Origin of the sequence: Brevibacillus sp. MS2.2 (genome assembly GCF_013284345.1) — a bacterium.
In the GTDB taxonomy this organism is placed as follows: domain Bacteria; phylum Bacillota; class Bacilli; order Brevibacillales; family Brevibacillaceae; genus Brevibacillus; species Brevibacillus brevis_C.
On record NZ_JABSUZ010000001.1, the window covers coordinates 251,822 to 269,971 of the forward strand.

At 49.6% G+C, this 18,150-nt stretch carries 18 protein-coding genes; 5 read left to right on the forward strand and 13 right to left on the reverse strand.

The features are described 5' to 3' along the window. Genes HP568_RS01085 through eutL form a run of 7 tightly spaced genes read right to left on the reverse strand, consistent with a single transcriptional unit; the run spans position 1 to position 4,920 of the window. Complete coding sequence (locus HP568_RS01085; protein ID WP_007720099.1) at positions 1-288, reverse strand: EutN/CcmL family microcompartment protein; 288 nt, start codon at positions 286-288, stop codon at positions 1-3. A 4-nt stretch (positions 289-292) separates the two neighbouring features. Continuing rightward, positions 293-1,117, reverse strand: coding sequence for a hypothetical protein (locus HP568_RS01090; protein WP_048035223.1), 825 nt, complete (start codon positions 1,115-1,117; stop codon positions 293-295). Between the two features lie 15 nt (positions 1,118-1,132). Beyond that, the gene (gene pduL, locus HP568_RS01095) at positions 1,133-1,909 is read right to left on the reverse strand and encodes a phosphate propanoyltransferase (RefSeq protein ID WP_048035224.1); all 777 of its coding nucleotides are present in this window, start codon (positions 1,907-1,909) and stop codon (positions 1,133-1,135) included. 9 nt (positions 1,910-1,918) lie between these two features. Next, the gene (gene eutM, locus HP568_RS01100) at positions 1,919-2,206 is read right to left on the reverse strand and encodes an ethanolamine utilization microcompartment protein EutM (RefSeq protein ID WP_047069988.1); all 288 of its coding nucleotides are present in this window, start codon (positions 2,204-2,206) and stop codon (positions 1,919-1,921) included. Between the two features lie 49 nt (positions 2,207-2,255). After that, positions 2,256-3,749, reverse strand: coding sequence for an acetaldehyde dehydrogenase (acetylating) (locus HP568_RS01105; protein ID WP_048035225.1), 1,494 nt, complete (start codon positions 3,747-3,749; stop codon positions 2,256-2,258). Then, positions 3,749-4,234 carry a BMC domain-containing protein gene (locus HP568_RS30100; protein WP_056489228.1) on the reverse strand — a complete coding sequence of 162 codons (486 nt, stop codon included), beginning with the start codon at positions 4,232-4,234 and terminating at the stop codon, positions 3,749-3,751. The genes HP568_RS01105 and HP568_RS30100 overlap by 1 nt, the downstream gene beginning before the upstream one ends. 35 nt (positions 4,235-4,269) lie before the next feature. After that, on the reverse strand, positions 4,270-4,920 hold the full coding sequence (eutL, locus tag HP568_RS01115; RefSeq protein WP_048035227.1) for an ethanolamine utilization microcompartment protein EutL: 651 nt from the start codon (positions 4,918-4,920) through the stop codon (positions 4,270-4,272). 334 nt (positions 4,921-5,254) lie between these two features. Here eutL and HP568_RS01120 point away from each other — a divergent pair, with 334 nt between their 5' ends. The 3 genes from HP568_RS01120 (at position 5,255) to HP568_RS01130 (ending at position 8,360) form a co-directional block, all read left to right on the forward strand. Continuing rightward, positions 5,255-5,929: a hypothetical protein gene (locus HP568_RS01120; RefSeq protein WP_173628080.1), complete on the forward strand. Its 675-nt coding sequence runs from the start codon at positions 5,255-5,257 to the stop codon at positions 5,927-5,929. Positions 5,930-6,136: 207 nt separating this feature from the next. Further along, positions 6,137-6,814 (forward strand): response regulator transcription factor, encoded by a 678-nt coding sequence (locus HP568_RS01125; RefSeq protein WP_048035229.1) that lies wholly within the window; start codon positions 6,137-6,139, stop codon positions 6,812-6,814. Then, complete coding sequence (locus HP568_RS01130) at positions 6,804-8,360, forward strand: HAMP domain-containing sensor histidine kinase (RefSeq protein ID WP_173628081.1); 1,557 nt, start codon at positions 6,804-6,806, stop codon at positions 8,358-8,360. The genes HP568_RS01125 and HP568_RS01130 overlap by 11 nt, the downstream gene beginning before the upstream one ends. Positions 8,361-8,406: 46 nt before the next feature. On the opposite strand, the gene HP568_RS01135 is transcribed toward HP568_RS01130, so the two are convergent. Continuing rightward, complete coding sequence (locus tag HP568_RS01135; protein ID WP_048035231.1) at positions 8,407-9,303, reverse strand: LysR family transcriptional regulator; 897 nt, start codon at positions 9,301-9,303, stop codon at positions 8,407-8,409. Positions 9,304-9,431: 128 nt separating this feature from the next. Here HP568_RS01135 and HP568_RS01140 point away from each other — a divergent pair, with 128 nt between their 5' ends. Together HP568_RS01140 and HP568_RS01145 are read left to right on the forward strand one after the other, a co-directional pair. Next, positions 9,432-10,499, forward strand: coding sequence for a YeiH family protein (locus HP568_RS01140; RefSeq protein ID WP_173628082.1), 1,068 nt, complete (start codon positions 9,432-9,434; stop codon positions 10,497-10,499). Positions 10,500-10,635: 136 nt separating this feature from the next. Next, complete coding sequence (locus HP568_RS01145; RefSeq protein WP_173628083.1) at positions 10,636-12,312, forward strand: sulfatase family protein; 1,677 nt, start codon at positions 10,636-10,638, stop codon at positions 12,310-12,312. 66 nt (positions 12,313-12,378) lie between these two features. Here HP568_RS01145 and HP568_RS01150 read toward each other — a convergent pair whose 3' ends face one another. The 5 genes from HP568_RS01150 to HP568_RS01170 are packed head-to-tail and all read right to left on the reverse strand — an operon-like array spanning position 12,379 to position 18,097. Continuing rightward, entirely contained in the window at positions 12,379-12,636 is a 258-nt protein-coding gene (locus tag HP568_RS01150; RefSeq protein ID WP_015893797.1) for an HPr family phosphocarrier protein, read from the reverse strand. Between the two features lie 18 nt (positions 12,637-12,654). Further along, entirely contained in the window at positions 12,655-14,376 is a 1,722-nt protein-coding gene (gene ptsP, locus HP568_RS01155; RefSeq protein ID WP_173628084.1) for a phosphoenolpyruvate--protein phosphotransferase, read from the reverse strand. Positions 14,377-14,393: 17 nt separating this feature from the next. Beyond that, complete coding sequence (locus tag HP568_RS01160; protein WP_173628085.1) at positions 14,394-15,554, reverse strand: mannitol-1-phosphate 5-dehydrogenase; 1,161 nt, start codon at positions 15,552-15,554, stop codon at positions 14,394-14,396. A 6-nt stretch (positions 15,555-15,560) separates the two neighbouring features. Next, a complete protein-coding gene (locus tag HP568_RS01165) occupies positions 15,561-15,995 on the reverse strand; it encodes a PTS mannitol transporter subunit IIA (protein WP_173603978.1) in 435 nt (144 codons plus the stop codon). After that, positions 15,992-18,097 (reverse strand): BglG family transcription antiterminator, encoded by a 2,106-nt coding sequence (locus HP568_RS01170; RefSeq protein WP_173628086.1) that lies wholly within the window; start codon positions 18,095-18,097, stop codon positions 15,992-15,994. The genes HP568_RS01165 and HP568_RS01170 overlap by 4 nt, the downstream gene beginning before the upstream one ends. Between the last annotated feature and the right edge of the window lie 53 nt (positions 18,098-18,150).

The window sequence follows — 18,150 nt, forward strand, 5'->3', positions numbered from 1 at the left end:
CTATTCCTCTCTTCCTGCGGCACCCGGCACCTCAAACGAATCTACGATGCCTACGATGATCGCATCGATCGGCACACTGGTGCCGGAGAAAAGGATTCGGGCAGGCGTCCCACGAGAGACGATAACCTGCTCCCCGATTCCCGCACCGATCCTGTCCGCTGCGATAACGGTTTGTCCGCCTTCTTCGCCACGCCAATCAATCGGCTGAACCACCATGAGCTTGAGATTTTCCATTCCTGCTTCTTTTTGCGTGGCCCAGACGCTGCCGATCACTTTTCCCAAAAACATGCGATCACCCTTTTCCTAAATAGCTGACCGTAATGCCGCGTTCTCTCATGCTGTCATAAGCAAGCGGAGAAACAATTGCACCTTTTTTCACGATCAAAGTCGTATCGCGAAGCTCAGGTTGAGATCTGATCCAATCCGCTGTCAACAGCTTCCCGGAAAAGACGGCTTCTTGCTCATCCAAAGGAGTCAATGTTGGTTGTTCTGTCTTGGTAGTCTCCACTTTTTGCAACTGAGACTTCAGCTTGGAAACCACGCGATCAGCCAGACGGCGCTGCTCCGCAAACTCCACCCCCAGCTCTTTCATGCTCTCAACGTGACGGTTGAACAGCTTTTCATAAGCAGGTGTCAGTGTCAATGTTTGCAGGGTACGACGGTCTGCGCGCTTGATTCCTGGCACATCGGAACCAGCGATGACGAATTTGCCTGTCACCAACGCGGAAAAGACGATTTCCGCTTTGATTGTTCCTTTTAGACCGGAAGCAATTCTCGCTGCATTATCCAAATCGATTTCAGGAATCACGATACCGACATAATCTTTCGGCACTTCCAACGGGGCAGGAGCGTACTCATCTGCGGTAAGAATTTTGCCTGCTCCCCCACATTCGATCTTGTGCATGCCCAACCAAGAAGAGGTTTCTCCGTCCAGGAAGAGAATGTCATGGCAGATCCCGTGGTTTTTCAGTTGGATAAAATGATCCTGAAACGCCTCATGAGCCTGGCTGTCGCAAAAAACGTACAGGACACGAGGCGCTGTGCTGCTTTGCTTTTCTGTATTCATCGATTGCAAAATTTCTTTTGTAATCGACGCCACCATTTCTCTGATGTCCATCAAGCTCAACCTCCGTTAGCCGGAGTAAAATTGCCCGTTCTTGCCGATCACTTTTACCCGGTCGCCCGTTTTCAAATTAGCGGCATTTCCTTCATCCGTATCAACGTGGAAATCAAGTGCAAACTGCGGATGTACACGAACGACTACATCTGGATAGATGATAGGACGATCGCTTTGCGTTGCCAGGATCAGCGTATCGCCATCCTTCACTTGATATTGCTCGGCATCTGCTGGGGACATATGAACGTGGCTCTTCGCTACGATTACGCCTTTGTCCATCACAACAGTCCCTTTTGCCGTTACAAGTACCATACCTGGTGTTCCTTCAATATCTCCAGACATACGCACAGGTGCATGAACACCTACTGCAAAGCCGTCTGTTCTGGAAATTTCCACTTGTGTCGCGCCACGAGCTGGTCCCAAAACGCGAACCCCATGGATGCTGCCTTTTGGTCCCACGATGGTGACTGTTTCTTGGCAAGCAAACTGGCCCGGTTGCGACAAATCACGCATTGGCGTCAATTGATGTCCGGCTCCGAAAAGCTTCTCGACATCTGCTTGCGACAAATGAATGTGACGGTTCGATACGCCCAAAGGAATTTCTCGCACTGCCTCGGCAGCTTGATTGGTGGAAGGCTGCTGGTTCTGATCAACTTGTTTCACTTGAATCCCTCTTCCTTTCAAGAAATCTGCCGCTGCTGGTGTTATTTTATCCCCTTTCTCAACGAGAAAGGGGTTTGGGATACCTGACTTATGCATCGCTCTCAAGGATGCTTCTGTAATCACTGCCATCGGGATTTATTACCCTTCGAGTTTAGGCAGGATCAATTCAATGTCTCCATGAGGGCGTGGGATTACGTGTACAGATACGAGCTCTCCTACTTTTTCAGCAGCAGCGGCACCTGCGTCTGTGGAAGCTTTTACTGCACCTACGTCACCACGTACCATAACAGTTACGAGACCGCCACCTACGTGTACTTTACCAATCAGTTTTACGTTTGCTGCTTTTACCATTGCGTCAGCAGCTTCAACTGCTCCGATCAAACCTTTTGTTTCTACCATTCCCAATGCGGACATTTCTCCAGCCATTTTTGTATCCTCCTTAATTATATCTCCAAGATTTTAGTGTTTTACGACATTAAGACGTCATTTCTGTTAACACGGATTTGATGATGTTCTTGATCTCATCACGGCTCAAGCCAACGTTCATGGAAGAGACAGCCTGTAGGACAGCTTCTTCCGCTTGTGTCGCAGGAGCTTGTGGTGCTGGCGTTGATTGTGGCATTTCTTTGATACCAAATGCAACACGCTTGATGTTGAACATGTGCTTCGCACCGATGTTATCGGAAGTGATGTTGCCCCCTAAAGAACCGCATCCAAGTGTGAACGCTGGTTGTACGCCAGTCGTTGCACCAATTCCTCCGAAGGTCGTACCCGTATTTACCGGAATTCTGGATGCTGGCATTGCTTGACCATACGCTGCGATGACATTGTCATCCTGGGCGTGAATACCCGCTGTATGTCCAAGACCACCATGCTCCAGCAATTCGCGGCAACGAGCAAACGCTTCGCTGTCGCCTTGAACAGTGTAGAGGGCAAGAACCGGAGCCAGTTTTTCAACGGACATCGGGTATGCTTTACCTACATTGTTCTCCTCCGCAACCAGGACACGCGTATCAGCCGGGATAGTAATACCCGCCATTTGAGCGATCACATGCGGGGAGCGGCCAACGATCTTCGCGTTCAACGAGCCGTTAATCGTGACGATGGCAGCTACCTTTTCCTTTTCTTGCTCGTTCAGGAAGTAGGCACCTTCACGCTTCAGGGCAGCAATCAATTGGTGTTTAGTGGATTCCTCCACTACCAATGCTTGCTCAGAAGCGCAGATCGTACCATAGTCAAACGTTTTGCTCTGCACGATGCGCTTGGCAGCAGCAGCAAAATCCGCACTGTGGTGGATGTAGACCGGAACGTTACCAGGTCCCACACCATAAGCAGGCTTGCCGGAGCTGTATGCCGCACGTACCATCGGTGTTCCGCCAGTCGCGAGAATCAAATTGGTCAGCTTATGCTTCATCAATTCGTTTGTCGCTGGAAGCGTAGGCTTGGTAACGCAATGGATCAAGCCTTCTGGTGCTCCAGCCGCTACTGCCGCCTGTGCCATCAGTCGCGCTGCTTCCAGCGTGCACTTGGCTGCTGACGGATGCGGGCTGAAGACAATCGCATTTCTCGCCTTGAGGGAGACCATCGATTTATAGATAACCGTGGACGTCGGATTGGTGGAAGGCACGATACCAGCTACGATACCGAATGGCTGCGCCACTTCCCATACCTTGTTCTCTTCGTCCTTACGGATGATGCCAACCGTTTTAACATCTTTCACAGATGCGTACACATCTTGAGCAGCAAACAGGTTTTTCATCCGTTTGTCCGGGATGTTACCAAAGCCTGTTTCTTCTACAGCCATTGCTGCCAGTCGATCTGCATGCTCCACACCCGCTTTGGACATGGCTTCGATGATTCTGTCGACTTGTTCTTGGCTGTAAGTAGCGAACTTGGCCTGTGCTTCCTTCGCTTGTGCGAGGTAGGTACGCACTTCCTGTATGGAATACAGATCAGCGTCGAGTGTCATTAGGCTTTGTCACCTCCGCCTTGTTTCTCTTCCAACAGACGAATGAGATCTTCTTTCTTCGCCATGTTGATTTCGTTCGTTGTCAGCGGGAAGTCCGCATACGAACGCGCCATTTTGCGCAGATCATTGATAGACTGATCTTGCAATTTGGTCGCTGGCACTTGGGCCGGCTCTGCCTTACCCTCTTCTTTTGCTTCCGGTTTCAGCAGGTTTTTAAGCATTTTGGGTACATTTTCGTCAGGACGCGGAATAACGTGTGAGTGCAGCAATGTTCCGACACGTCTCGCAGCTTCAGCACCAGCATCTACTGCTGACTGTACGGAGGAGACATCTCCGATTACATACACGGTAACGATCCCTGCGTCCGCGCCTTCATAAGAGACGACTTTGACGTCAGCCGCTTTGGCAGCAGCGTCTGCGGCAGCAATGAGAGCAGGCAAGCCCAATGTCTCGATCATGCCGAGTGAATATGACGTAGCGCGCATTTACATTACCTCCCCTTCAAGAGGGAATATCCCTATTATCGTTTGACAGGCTGTTGGGCGACACTTCTTACGGCATCGGCAAAAGCATCGGCGGCTGCCGTGCATGCCGACTGGCTGCCAGTGAGTAGCGCTCCCCCAAAGTTCGTTTCTGTCGGTGGACCAAAAAATTGAACCATTTGTACATCTGCAGCCTTGAGAGCGGCATCAATACCATACATGGCCTCCAGCGGTGGAGCGATCAAGTAGGCAAGCGGTTCACCTTCTCTGATACCCGCCAGTTGGGACAAATAGCTGCCCGTCCGCGACACAACATGGGCGTAATACGCATGCGTCCCTTCATCATTCAAAGAGTAAAAGCATGCTCCGCTCTCCATAAATGCAACGGCTGCATCCAGTCCGCTCTGCACCTCCGATGGCGTCGCGCCTCCGATCATCCCGATGAACTCGCCGGACAACGGTCCAGACGCATGGCCTGAGCCTGCATAAAACGACTTGGCATACACAACTTCTACCGCTGCCTTTTTGGTCGCTTCATCAATGGCCGTGTACCCCACATCGTCAATCGTGGAGGTCAAAAGACCCAGACTGCGGATATGGGAAGGCAGGTTCAGCTTCTCCGCAAATTGAGGATCGACATTGGGAATCAGTCGGATCGCAAGCGGCGTCGCTCGAATTGGTTTTTCCATGCGTGTCACTCCTTTCAAGACAACTTCCCTTTTCAAAAGCAAAAAAAGGTGCCTAAACACGAAAAAATAAGATCCGTGTTCAAGGGCACCTTTGCCTTTTGATTATTCACTTGTGGGTAGAAGATTTCACGCGATTTACGTGCTCTTTTACCTGTCTCTAATGTAGAACAAGGTAGGGAAAAATGCAAGCGTTTTCGGCATTCCGTCACTTTTCCATATTCCGGTCATATTACGGACACACGCCCCCATTATCTTTAGGTTGTAGCCGAGACGGGCAAGCCCATCAAACAAGGCTCACCACTCATTTACAGAACTCCCAAGGAGGAATTTTACAATGAAAAAGAAAATGGTAATGGCAGTAATGGCTCTGGCAGTATCCGCAATGGCAGGCTCCGCGTTTGCGGCAAATGAACCAGCGAAAACGACTGGTTCTTCTGCTCCACTGAAAATGATGAACACAGATGGTACAAATGCTCTTCTAAAACCGATTTTTAGTCTGGAGCAAATGGCAAAGGAAAAGGGTATCTCTGTGGAAGAGTTGATCAAGCAGCTTGAAAAGGAAGGCAAACTGACGAAAGGAGCAGCTATTAACACGAAAGACGGCGACCTGACAACTAGCTTCTCCTTCATAAAATTCGATGCCAACAGCGATAACATTAAGACAATCGACCTCGATGAAATGGCAAAAGAAAAAGGCATCTCCGTAGAAGACTTGATCGAGCAGCTTAAAGAAGAAGGCACGCTGGCAATGATTGCTTCCACGACAACTATCAATCTGGAAGAAGTAGCAAAAGAAAAAGGCATCTCTGTGGAAGAGTTGATCAAGCAGCTTGAAAAAGAAGGCACGATCGCCACTGGTGAAGCAGCTTCCTTTACTCACCCTTCAATCAGTTTGGAGGAAATGGCAAAAGAAATAGGCATCTCCGTGGAAGAGTTGATCAAACAGCTCGAAAAAGAAGGCAAGATCACAAAAGGTACAACAGTCTCAATACCTGCCATCAAAAAATAAGGGTTGCCTTTCAAGCACACAAAAAAAACCTCTAGCAGGAAACTGCCAGAGGTTTAGTTATGCCCTTCGCCATTCAACGGACACATAACTCCATTATGCTAAACAACGGAAACAAGAACTTTTTTACAAATGATGTAAGTCGAAATGATGTCCATCATTGCTATGATAAGCACAAATTGACTTGAGATAGATAGGAGGTGTTTCTTCGTGAAACGAATTCTACTCATCGAGGATGAAATGCCGATTGCCCGACTTGTTCAGGTCTACCTGGAACGGGCGGGCTATGAGGTAAAATGGAATGAGGGTGATCACGAGGCAATCCCGACTTTTTTCTCCTGGAAACCCGATCTTGTCCTGCTTGACCTGATGCTGCCCGATCATGACGGCTTGGATATACTCGACCAGATTCGCCAATACGGCAGTTGCCCTGTCATTATCATCACGGCGCGCGGTACCGTGCCAGACAAGCTCCAAGGGCTGGCACAAGGTGCAGATGACTATATTGCCAAGCCATTTGATCCAGAAGAAGTGTTGGCCCGTGTACAAGCTGTGCTCCGCCGTTCCTCTTATATCGCCGAAGCAGATACGATCAGACTCGGGACACTTTCCATAGATGTTACGGCCCAAAATGCCTTAATCGGGAAAGCACCCCTTTCCTTAATGCCACGGGATTGGCAACTACTTGTTTTCCTGGCGCGACATCCGAACCAATGCTTCAGCCGAGATCAGTTGTTGGATCAGGTGTGGGGAATGGATTTTGAAGGGGGCGATCGCTCTGTGGATACCGCAGTGAAGCGTTTGCGCAAAAGCTTGCTGCCGTGGCCGACTTCCGAAGGGGAAATCAGCACAATCAGAGGAATGGGGTATAGCCTGCGTGTTTACTAATCGATCTACTTCTACCAGAACTGCTGTACCGCTCTTGCGTTACTGGACGTGGCGCTATGCCTTGATATTATCTGTCATTCTTTTTGGTATTGGATTTTTTGGCATCTATTGGATTAACAAAGCAGCTACAGAACAACAGTTTCAAGTATTGGAAGCAAGAACAGAGTTGCTCGCTGATTCGTATACCAAGTTGTTGCTCGCCAAGGACACCTCGACTTCTTCTGTAAAGATAGAGGATTTGGCACAAACAACTGTTGGTATCTCCAATCAGGCTATCACTACTGTGACTGGCCCTACGTCTCCGGCTATTCCTGACACCGCAACACCCGCAGCCACTACCGCTATGATCGCATTTCGAGTCATGCCAACTGTCCCAATCGATCACGTGGTACAGATTTACGATGATGCGGGCAAGACGTTCAAGAAGGAAATGGTGAGTCAGACGACGACCGCTACCATTGCGCAGTTACCTACCCCTGCCCAACCGGTGGACAAAACGAAAGAAATACGGGAGGTTGTTGCCACAAAGGGAGCTACCTGGCTGCGCGTTGGTGTCCCTTACTATGAACACAATGCAGTCGCAGGCACCTATTACGTCAGCACGCCTCTTAACAATGATTTGGTTCACACCTATATCACGATCATGGTTTCTATCGGAATCATCACTTTGTGCGGTTGGGCAATCGTCTATGTGCTGTCTCGCTCGTTAACACAGCCCCTGCGGCAGTTGGCAATAGCGGCAGAGCAAATATCCAGCGGGAATTATACGCCTTCCTTGCCCAATTCCTCCAAAATCAAAGAGGCCGAAATCAGCCAGCTGGTCCATTCATTTGACGAAATGGCCAAACGACTTGGACAACTAGAGCGGATGCGCACCGACCTTTTGGCTGGTGTTTCCCATGAGCTGCGTACCCCTGTCACCTCGATCCGTGGGATGATTCAAGCTGTCAAAGACGGCGTCGTAAAAGGTGCAGATGCGGATGAATTCATGCAAATCAGCATGGACGAAGCCAAGCGACTCCAGACAATGGTCAATGACCTGCTCGATTTTTCCTCCATGGAAGCAGGTGAAGTTTTCGTCGAGAAGCATTCCATACAGATCGACAGCACATTGGATCAGATAGTCGCACAAGTACAAGCCTTGCCCTCATTTGCAGACATATCTGTGACAGTTAATCCGACTAGACAAGATACCGTGTGGTTCGGCGATGAATCACACGTCAAACAAATTTTACTCAATTTATTGGGGAACAGCGCTTCCGCAAATGCAACGCAAATCAACATCGGCGTCCATAATCAGGGTGACTTCCTCTCCATCGATATAACCGACAATGGAAAGGGAATTCCTGAGTCAGAGGTCCCCTTCATTTTCGAACGGTACTATCGCGGCGATAGCAAACGCAAAAAGAAGCATGGATTGGGGCTGGGCCTGACGATCTCCCGACTATTGGCAAAAGCACACGGGGGAAATGTCGAATTGGTTCGGACTTCTCCAGAAGGAACAACCTTTCGTCTGACACTCGCCCATCCTGACTCGTCCGCTTGAAATGAAAAAGAGGCAGCAGCACGTACCGATCATGCCGCTTCCTCTTTTACGTATGGGCACCCTCCGGCACATGTGTGCGGATAAGATCCATGAAGATGTCCAATGCTTTGGTATGAAACTCGTCTGATTTCGTGACGAGCGAAAAATCACGGGTAACCGGCGTCCCCGTTACCTTCAATGTACAGAGCGTGCCGAGCCTGCGTTCTTTGCGGATAGCCCAATAAGACAGTAAGCTGATTCCCAGACCAGCCTCCACTGACTCCTTGATCACCTGTGTGCTGCCGAACTCCATTCGCTTTTGCGGTGTGAATTGCAGTTGGCGAAACATTTTTTCAGCCGCTTCCCTCGTGCCTGACCCTTCTTCCCGCACAATCCACGTTTCCTTCATCAATTCGTCAATGCTGACCTCTGTTTGCCCGGCCAATCGATGCTCCGGAGAAGCAATCAAATACATGCGATCATCAGCAAACGGCTCCACGCACATTTTTTCGTCCACATACTCCCCCTCAACAATCCCGACGTCGAGTTGTCGCTTCGCCACGAGCTCAGCAATGACTGTGGAATTGTGAATCGTAATCGTGGGGGTAATCATTGGGTAATACTGACGGAGACGCGCAATGACATGAGGCAGCACATACTCTCCATATGTGTAGCTGGCGCCAATCGTCAAATCCCCGCTCGGTGTGTTCATCAAATCATCCACGAGGCTCTGCATCCGCGTGTACAAGCCCAAGATCTCCCGAGCGTGATGATAGACAATCTCCCCCGCTTTATTCAAGCGAACATATTTGTTGCTTCGCTCCAGGAGCTTTGTCCCTATCGTGCGCTCGAGCGCATGAATATACTGACTAACGGCAGGCTGCGTCATATGTAGCTCTTCTGCAGCTCGGGAAAAGTTCTGTCTGTCTGCAACGGTCACGAACACAAGCAAATGCTGATCCAACTGCCTTCACTCTCCTATCCACCACTAACCATTCATTTCACTTATGATGATCATCGCAATGATTTATTTTTCTTATTATAACAGTTGCCGTATGCTGAGTTTGTAAAACTTTTCGAGGAGTGATGGCAATGGCAACTCCGATCAAAAACAGCGTGCCATTGAATGAAAGCAATGCCAGCGTACAGCCCGCAAAAAATAACGAAAGCAAACCTACATCCTTCTCGCTGTGGATAGCTGGAATCGCTTTTACTTTTTTTATCGCCCTGACAGGCTACGGCTTAGCAAAAATACCTGGCTTTCAACAAGTTGGCCCCCTCGCCTGTTCGATCCTGATCGCGGTCGCATACCGGCATTTTCGTGGATATCCGGAAGCATTGCGATCAGGGATTCAATTTTCTGCCAAACGTTTACTACGTCTTGCTATCATTCTGTACGGCCTGAAGCTCAATATCGACGTCGTCTTGAATGAAGGTCTCGGGCTTCTCGTCTATGACGCTGGTGTCATTATTTTTTCCATCGCGGTTACGATGCTGATAGCTAAGTGGCTGAAAGCAGACTCTTCCCTCTCCCTCATGCTCGGAGTCGGTACAGGGGTCTGTGGAGCAGCGGCAATTGCTGCCGTCTCGCCTATCGTTGCTGCCAAGGATGAAGATACAGCCATCGGGGTAGGAATGATCGCACTCGTCGGAACCCTATTTGCTATTGCCTACACGATCCTGCGTCCGTTCCTACCCCTGTCCGCGGTCGAATACGGCATGTGGTCAGGAATTAGTCTGCACGAGATTGCGCATGTCGCGTTGGCTGCTGCACCCGCTGGTCAAGATGGGCTAGCGATTGCACTGCTGGCAAAATTGGGGCGTGTGCTGCTGTTGGTTCCGCTCTGTTTTATCCTGATGATTTGGATGAAACGCACCGGGAAATTACAAAGTGGCACCAAGATTGAATTCCCTTGGTTCCTGATCGGCTTCCTCGCCATGAGTGTATTTGGAAGCTACGTTCTCGGAACAACCATTCCTGTCTCAGAAGCGTTCCATAGTGGTGTCGCGAATATCACAACCTTCGTGCTCACCATGGCCATGGTCGGGCTCGGCCTGAACGTAAATCTGCGTGCACTGCGTACAAAAGCGGCGCGCCCACTGATTGCCATGAGTGTTACCTCCATTCTTTTGTCGGTACTCTCCTTTGTATTGGTATAAAAAGCTGTGGATAACCAAATATCCGAATTCAACTTCGCCGATTTCTTGATAATCGGCGATTTTTTTTGTGGATAAGGACAAACTTTATCCCCATATGTTGATAAAGATGTGTACATCTTTGCCGAGGGGGATCTATATGTCGAGAAAATGGTTGAGGAGACGACCGAACATCTTATTCATCATTGTGGACCAGGAACGATTCCCCCCTGTTTATGAAGAGCCTGCGATACGTGAATGGAGCGAGGATACACTCCACGCTCATGCTTTTTTACGAGAGCATGGGTTGGAATTCAAGCGTCATTACGTTGGCTCCACAGCCTGTTGCCCCAGCAGAGCTACCTTGTTCACCGGACAGTACCCCTCTTTGCACGGCGTCACCCAGACCAGCGGTGCCGCTAAACGCTCTGCCGACAGCGACATGTTCTGGCTTGATCGCAATACCGTCCCGACGATGGGAAATTATTTTCGTCAAGCGGGCTATCGGTGTTTCTATAAAGGCAAGTGGCATATATCCGATGCCGACATCTGGGTACCGGGCACCCACTTTCCTATCCCCAGCTATATCCCTGTAACGGGAGTTCCTGATCCAGATAAAGAGCGCTTATACTTGCTTGCTGATCGGCTGGACGGCTATGGCTTCTCCAGTTGGATCGGGCCTGAACCGCATGGAATAGCGCCGCATAACTCCGGTTCGTCCGCAGCCATCGGAGTAAATGGTCGTGATGTGGTATACAGCAGCGAAGTCATCGAGCTGCTCCATGCATTAGACCAGGAGAAAGGCTCCGTTGAAAGCTACCAGCCTTGGCTGATCGTGGCGTCTTTCGTCAATCCACATGATATTGCCATCTATGGGGATATCTCTGCGAGCACACCGTTTTTTCGCTTCCATGTGGATAAGTCTGTTCCCAGTGTTGCCCCACCCCCTACTCAGTACGAATCACTTGCGTCAAAACCACGCTGCCAAGCGAGTTATCGGGAGGTATATCCACAAGCGTTCCAGCCCATTTCGGACCAAGCCCATTATCGAAGACTGTACTATCAGCTCCAGAAAAACGCCGATCGGGAAGTGATGCGTGTTCTTGAAGCACTCGTCGCAAGCTCGTTTTATCCCGAAACACTGGTCGTGTTCACATCCGATCACGGCGAATTGTTGGGTGCCCACGGCAATCTGCATCAAAAATGGTACTGTACCTATGAAGAGGCAATTCATGTTCCTCTCCTTATCCACAACCCACTCCTTTTTCCACACGCAACCTCCACAGAGCTATTAACCAGTCATGTGGATATTCTTCCGACACTGCTCGGTATATCTGGAGTAGACACAGATAGGCTTAGTGAGGAGCTAACCTATACACATAGCGAGGTACAACCGCTTGTCGGTCGTGATCTTACTCCCCTCATCTTGTCTCACGATACGGAATCTATCTCTAGCGAGCCGATCTACTTCATGACAGATGACGATGTAACAAAAGGACAGCATCAAGTTAGCGTGCAACACCAGCCCTATGACTCTGTCATTCCTCCGAATCGGATAGAAACGGTCCTCGCCTACCTGTATTCCGCCGGGCAAAGCACTTTATGGAAATACTCCCGCTATTTTGCCGAGGATGTATACAACCCCACGCTGACTGATTACGAATTGTACAATCTCACGACCGATCCTTTGGAAACAAGGAATTTGGTAATCCCCCTCTACAAAACCACACACTCGGAGCGCAACCGCCTGAAAATGGAGCTGCTTTTAGAAGAACAACGAGCCCAAAAGCGACTGACACCCTTTTCTCCCCCTTTCGCACAACTACTTTCTACGTAAACTTTCCCGGAACAACAGAAAAAACCCCTCAAATCGAGGGGCTTTTCGTCTTTCCCTTTCTCTTCCCTATTCCTGTTCGGTCAATGCTTTTTCCAATGCTGCCATCGCTTCTTGTTCATCCACGCCATCCGTGATCAGGGTAATTTCTTCCCCTTTTCCAATCGCTGCTGCCATAATGCCCATGATGCTCTTGCCATTTACATTTTTCTCATTTTTGATGATTTTAATTTCGCTGGAAAAAGACGTGGCCACCTTCACAAAGTTCGCAGCAGGACGTGCATGCAGGCCGTGCGCCAATTGAACCACAATTTTTTTCTCTACCATTCTGATCTGCCTCCTTTTCTACACTCTCTCAAGCCATTCCTTCACGAACGCCTCTACTTGCGCAGAAGTGCTCATCTGTAAAATCGTATTAATCTGCTTCGCTGCGTCCTCCACACTCAAACGACTCAGTTGTTGGCGCGCAGGCAATATGCTCCCTGCACTCATACTAAATTCATCCAGACCCATTCCCAACAGAATCGGGATCGCGATTGGATCGCCCGCCATCTCCCCGCACATACCGACCCATTTATTCTGCGCGTGCCCTGCTTTTATGACGTTGTGCAGCAAGCGCAAAACGGCAGGATGATAAGGCTGGTAGAGATAAGCGACCTTCTCGTTCATACGGTCGGCTGCCATTGTGTATTGTATTAAATCATTGGTTCCAATGCTGAAAAAGTCAACCTCGCGTGCAAATTGATCGGCCATCAGTGCCGCAGCAGGGATCTCAATCATGATACCCACTTCAATCTGATCGGATACTGCCATTCCGCGATTTATCAAAGATTTTTTCTCTTCTTCCAAAATTGCTTTCGCCTGGCGGAACTCCTCCAGTGTCGCAATCATCGGAAACATGATTTTCAGATTGCCGTGTACACTTGCGCGCAATAGAGCACGCAACTGCGTACGAAACAGTTCTTGGTTGTCGAGACACAGCCGGATGGCGCGGTGTCCAAGAAACGGGTTCATTTCTTCTGGCAAAGCCAAGTAAGAGAGATGCTTGTCCCCGCCAATGTCCAAAGTACGAATAACCACCGGGCGGTCACCCATATGCTCTAGCACGTGCTTGTACGCGAGGTATTGTTCCTCTTCCGTCGGAAAATCATTGCGTCCCATGTATAGAAACTCCGTGCGGAACAGCCCGACACCTTCAGCACCATTGGCGATTGCCCCAGCAACATCTTCAGGACTTCCGATATTTGCGGCAAGCGCGACATGATGATTGTCCAACGTGACCGTTTTATCGTTCACAAGCTTCGCTAGTTCGGCTTTTTGCGCTTCGTAATCTGCCTGCTTGCGTTTGTAGACAGCGATTTCCTCTTCACTCGGGTCAATAATCGCGATCCCTTCATGCCCATCGAGAATGACGAGTGTCGCAGGCTGAACGGCACGAGTGATCCCTTGTGTTCCAACAACAGCAGGAATCTCCAGAGAACGTGCCATAATCGCAGAATGCGAGGTTCGTCCCCCAATGTCTGTAACGAAGCCTTTGACATAGCGGCGGTCTAATTGGGCCGTATCGGAAGGCGTCAAATCATCCGCTACAATGATCACTTCCTCTGTCAGCTCCCCGAGTCCTGCAAACGGTACCCCGAGCAAGTAAGAAAGTACACGTTTGGTAACGTCACGAATATCTGCTGCTCTCTCCCGCATGTATTCGTTGTCCATTTGCTCGAAAAGTCCGATGAATGCTTGTGCGACATCATTCAAGGCACTTTCAGCGTTTGTCTTTTCGTTTGAGATTTTATCTTTGACGGTATCGACCAGTTCCGGGTCTTCCAAGACGAGCAGGTGAGCTTTGAAAATGTCTGCATGATCCGTTCCCATCTCCCGCTCCACGCGCAGAACGATGTCCTCCAAATCATTTTTTGCTCGAGCCAACGCCTCTTGAAAGCGTTGGATTTCATTCGCCGGATCTTCAATCGCTACGGTATTGATCTGTAAGTCGGGCGTTGTCAGTAAAAACGCCTTGCCAATGGCTATACCTGTTGAAGCTTTTACACCTGTGATTTTTTGGGACATCGTAACACCAGCCTCTCTCAATGGCTACCTGACCATTCCTTCAATCTGCGTGCCTGTTCGCGCACGATCTCCTCAAGTGGATGACCTGCCGGAATGCCGGTACAATTGTGTAATGTATTTTCCCATCCAAACTCTTTCAGGCTTGCTTGTATCCGTGCGGACTCCGCATCCTCGGGATAGTCGAATGCCAGTGCCGCAGCAATTGCCAGACCTAAATACTCTGGATTCATTCCTTTTTCCATGCATTGTAGTGCTGGTCCTACCAAACGATCTTGCTGCGACAGCTTGCGGATCGGCGAACGCGCCACCCTGACAATATCGTCAGACAACAATGGGTTGGTGTATCTACCAAGGATTTTTTCTACATACTGCCCATGAACTTGCGGGTCAAATCCGTACTTGGCAGCAAGCAGTGCTCCTGTCTCCTGAAGAGCCCCGCGTGTCGCCTGAACGATCCGGTCGTCTCGCATCGCTTCATCAATCGTTTTCATCCCCAGCTGATACCCCAGGTACGCGATGACCGCATGACCTGTGTTGACGGTAAACAGCTTTCTTTCGATGTACGGCGCGAGATCCTCCACATAGGTAACGCCCTCAATGGACGGGACTTCTCCAACCATCTGCGACGAATCTACCACCCATTCAAAAAACGGTTCCACCATAACCAGAAGCTTGTCATCATGGTGCTGCAAAGGAACAATCCGATCTACGGCTGCATTGGGGAATCCGATCCATTGTGCTGCCTCGGCTTGAACCGATTCCGTCAGATGCCCATACACATGCTCCTTCAGCTTCTCGCTGCCGCCAATCATGTTTTCGCATGCAATCACATTGAGTGGCTTCGCATGAACAGAAAGTCTCCGGGTAATGCCGGCTGCGATGGCCCCTGCAATATGCGGAAGAATGTTGGGACCAACTGCCGTCGTAACCAAATCGGCAGTTGCGATCGCTTCAGCTACCGCCGCTACATCCTGACCATTTATCGCTCGAACTCCTTCCACGACCGACTCCGGTTTTCCTGTTGTTGCTAGTTGCACGCGATACATTTTTCGCTCATTCAGCTCATCGACCAAAGCCGCATTGACATCCACAAACGCAATTTCATAGCCAGCCTTTTGCAACAGTTGTCCAATAAAGCCTCGCCCAATATTACCTGCTCCAAAATGTACAGCTAGCATAGGGGATTACACCTCCTCGGAGAACATCGCAATGATTTCTTCCGCCGAAGCCGCGTTTACAATCCGTTTGACGTTTTCCTCCTCGGAGCAAAGAATCGCGATGTTCGAGAGCACCTCCAGATGTTCGTCTCCAACAGCAGCAATGCCCACCAGCAAATATGCTGTATTGCCTTCTCCGAAATCTACGCCCTCCGGAACCTGAATGATGGAGATCCCGGTGGATTGAATCTCTGCCTTGGATTCGTTCGTTCCATGCGGGATGGCTACGCCGCTTCCGATATATGTGGTCGCCAACTGCTCGCGCTCTTGCATTTTCTCTACATACGCCTCCGTTACGTGGCCAGCACGCACAAGCAATTGTCCAGCCAGTCTGATCGCCTCTTCTTTATTGGCTACCTTTGCATTCAACATGATTTTTTCTGCTGTCAGTATGTTTTTCATTTCGTACTCTCCATTCCTATCTTTTTGAGGCAAAACGCATACATTTTGCCCGCTATATAATCAGCCATTTGCTGTGTTTCTCCTGTTTTCAAAACCGCTTGCATTTCTTCTTCGATCAAAAGGGAGCTGATCTCGCTGAGTACTTCCAGCCCTTCCTTCGGCACTTCTTTTGGCCCTAACAAGAGCAGGAGCATATCAATGGATATCACTTCTTCATCCATCGAACGAAGAAGCACAGGCTCTCGTAATTGGTGAAACGTAAAAGACGCCCGATTCACTGCTTCATTTCTTCCGTGAAAAAGGGCCAAGGATGTTCCCGGAATCCCCAAACCACCGAGCTTTTCCCGCTCGATCAACTGCTTGACTACCGGTTCGACCTCCTCGATCGTTCCACGTTCTTTCAGCCTCTTGCTGATTTGTCTCAAAAGCTGGGCGATGTCCTGACCACGGTTATCCCATCTCATTCCCCACAGGCCGTCGTAAAGCTCATTGGCATACGCAGCGTAGTATTGCATGGCCCTTAGTTGTTCGATGGACTGCTGTCCTGCGGGAACCAACTGACTTTTCTCCTGATGGGATTGTTTCTGACTCGTCGTGTGTAATTGATATTTAATTTTTTGGATATCGTCTGGCGGAAGCAGCGGGCTGACCACGACATATTCCGCTGGATCGAGCGGCAATGGAAGGGTGGAAATGATTAAGTCATAATCCGTTGCCGGGACCTCTTCCAAATCAAACATGGACAGATTTTTCAGGCTGACGATCTCCGGTATTTCTTTTTTGATACGCGTTGCCAAAATCTTGGAGGAGCCGATCCCGCTGGAGCATACCACCAATGCCCGGTACCACTGCTGCTCATGGCGCGTTCTCTCCAATGCCGCACCAAGATGCATCACCAGGTACCCGATCTCTTCATCTGGAACCTGTAGCTCTGGCAAAACTATATGGACCGCTTCGCTTGTTACGGCAAACAGCTCTGGATAGTTTTGCTTGATCTGCTCGAGAATCGGATTGCGAATCTCCATCTTCCGCTGTAATCGGTACAACGCTGGCTCCAAATGCGTCAGCAGACCATGGAACAGCGAGGCGTCATTGCCAAGCGGAATGTCCAAGCGTTCTTCGCAGGCTTGAATGAAGCGTTTCGTAATAACTATGAGCTCCGTGTTTTCGGGCCATACCTGGTCATCCGGAGAATGCCGCAGCTTGGCTCCCCGCAAATGCATCGTAATATAGCCGATCTCATCCGCCGGGATTTCCATTTGGAAAATTTGCTTCAGCCGCTCCATGATATTGCTGGCTATTTCGTACTCGGGTGTTCCAATCAATTCATTGAGGGTATTCTCGTCAAAATGAATGCCTTCCCCTTTTTCAATCCGTTCCATGGCCAACGCCAAATGGGTGACTAATCCGAGATAGGCGCTGTCTGCCAAAGGATAGGGAAGCTCCTCGTCCAGATGGCTCAATGCATTCTCGACCTTGATCAGCTTTTCCCGGTCAATCAGGCCAAGCAGCCGTTCCGAAATCGAGTCGATGTCTCGCAATGCCTTGTTTTGAATATTTTCTTTGATAATCCCAATCAATTCATGATCATCCAGATGCTCGGCAATCAGTCTGCTGATCGCCCGCCGCTTGGACGACTCTGTGCCTTGCAGCTCTACGCCGTACCCTCTTTTGCGCAAGAGTGACAGATCGTAACGAGCAAGCATCGTCTCCAAATCATCCAGATCATGACTGATGGTCGCCGTCGTCACTTTCAAATCGATCGCCAGCGAAATCAGCTTGACTGGCTCTGATGCCTCCAAGAGTGCGCACAGGATGATTGCCTTTCGTTCCTGCACGGTGTATTCCTTCGTCATGTGATGCAGGACAGACATTCTGAGTGCACGCTTTTGCTCGTCAGTCCCGACCACTTCAAGCCCTGAACCTGTTTTTCTGACTAACTCCAGATCAAATTCATCAAACAAGGAAGCCAGCGTATCCAATTCCCTGTGAACGGTACGACCGCTTACGCCAATCTGTTCGGCGATCGAACCAACGGTAACTCCTTTTTGTTCCTTCAATAAAATCTCGATAATAGATCGCTGTCGAGAGGATACATGCATGTCTTCGTTCCCTCCTCAACGCCAAAGAGGGAAGACGCTAGCTCTCACTAGCG